The sequence below is a fragment of the Providencia sp. PROV150 genome, from assembly GCF_028481025.1.
Lineage (GTDB): Bacteria > Pseudomonadota > Gammaproteobacteria > Enterobacterales > Enterobacteriaceae > Providencia > Providencia hangzhouensis.
This window is the reverse complement of record NZ_JAMPPJ010000048.1, coordinates 1-1406: the sequence shown is the minus strand read 5'-3', so window position 1 is coordinate 1406 and position 1406 is coordinate 1. Positions and strand designations below refer to the sequence as shown.

Genomic DNA, 1406 nt, shown 5'->3' with positions numbered 1-1406 from the left:
AAAACCCGCCTCACTGCGGCGAAGGTATTCTTGCCCGACCGCATTGTAGCCGAATTCCAGTGGCGCATGCTGATTGATTTGCAGTGAGGTGAGTTCGTAACCCCCCAAAAACAGAACGTTATTACACCGTGGGCTATGTCCCCAACGGCAACAAAGCAAGCCCACCGCCCGCGATACACCTTAAAGGGCAATGGCTAAAAGCCGCGGGTTTTGAGACAGGCTTCACCTTTACGGTAAAGATTTTAAACGGCTGCTTGGTATTAATCCCCGACAGCGAAGACGTCCGAGCGATTAAGCAGCAAAACCAACAACAGCAAGCGCAGCTAACTGTTATACGGCACACCATGCGCGAGCTGATGGCTGAGTGTGTTAGCGGCTAAAGGGTAAACTAGAGGGCTCTTAACAATGGATAAGCCAGAAGATTGGAAGTTGAAATACTTTCTGGCTATTATATATTAATCAAACTCAATAAGGGGATATTTTTCAAGTAAAATATCAACATCATGTATGTAGGGCATGTATGCATTTACATTTGCATTACCTATAGTGATCAGCTTGGAAAGAAATTTTTTAGCATGTGATGCCATGTACGCTATGAATATATCTCTTTCAATAAAAACTTTTTTCTGGACGTTGGCTTTTACACTAATCAATACATGCTTTTTAACTGGTGTAAATGTAACCTCAATAGGCTGATCAGGGAAATTAGTTCTAAACTCCTCATTCTTTGATATTAACATGAGCCCTTCAACAAAATAACACCAAAGCTGATCAATACAATCCCACATGCTCTTATCTATTAATGTAGTGTTATTGATTGATAATTCTAATGCTCCTTCAACATAGAAATCATCATCTAGCTCACCTTCATAGTCATATATATTTAAGAAATCATTTCCTACTTTTAAAAATGTTGAAACTTCAATCATAAAAACCCTTATTTTGGATAAAATTGTCCTACTCTACCGTTATTTAATCCTAAAGTATAAGTTACGCCATTATATTGACCTTCAACCTGATACATTCGAATAGAACCTTTTGTCACTAAAGTTTCTCTATTTTGTTTCATAACACTTTCGATAGCATTTGTGATTTCGTTTACAGACATGTCTTTATTGAAGAAACTTTGCGTATTCTTAATTGAACCATCCCAAAATTCTGGATGATGCCTTTCTAGTATGTGTTTAAGACCTCTTTTTTCCAATTTAAAAGTTTCATTTCCAAAATGAAAATCTTTGCCTTGAAAGTTTTTTAGTTCATTAACGACATCATGAGGCTTTGCTTTGCTAAAATCATTAGGTGGACAACCCGCTAACCCAAACGGATCTATAAACCCCGTCGGACAGTGCACATACCCATACGGATTAAACCCACCCAGTAGCCCTATTGGGTCAGGGGAGATATAT

General features: G+C 38.4%; 2 protein-coding genes and 1 pseudogene. 1 reads left to right on the top strand and 2 read right to left on the bottom strand.

The window, feature by feature from the left end:
• Positions 1 to 125: 125 nt before the first annotated feature.
• A pseudogene (locus PSE83_RS20370) lies at positions 126 to 380 on the top strand (SymE family type I addiction module toxin); the annotation flags it as partial.
• Positions 381 to 455: 75 nt separating this feature from the next.
• On the opposite strand, the gene PSE83_RS20365 reads toward PSE83_RS20370, so the two are convergent.
• Both PSE83_RS20365 and PSE83_RS20360 read right to left on the bottom strand, forming a co-directional pair.
• On the bottom strand, positions 456 to 929 hold the full coding sequence (locus PSE83_RS20365) for a hypothetical protein (protein WP_272525764.1): 474 nt from the start codon (positions 927 to 929) through the stop codon (positions 456 to 458).
• An 8-nt stretch (positions 930 to 937) separates the two neighbouring features.
• The coding region (locus PSE83_RS20360; RefSeq protein ID WP_272661065.1) for an EndoU domain-containing protein at positions 938 to 1406 on the bottom strand (469 nt) is incomplete at its 5' end.

Coding starts and splice junctions, on each gene's coding strand:
- PSE83_RS20365 (WP_272525764.1), bottom strand. CDS start 929: ATGATTGAAGTTTCAACATTTTTAAAAGTAGGAAATGATTTCTTAAAT.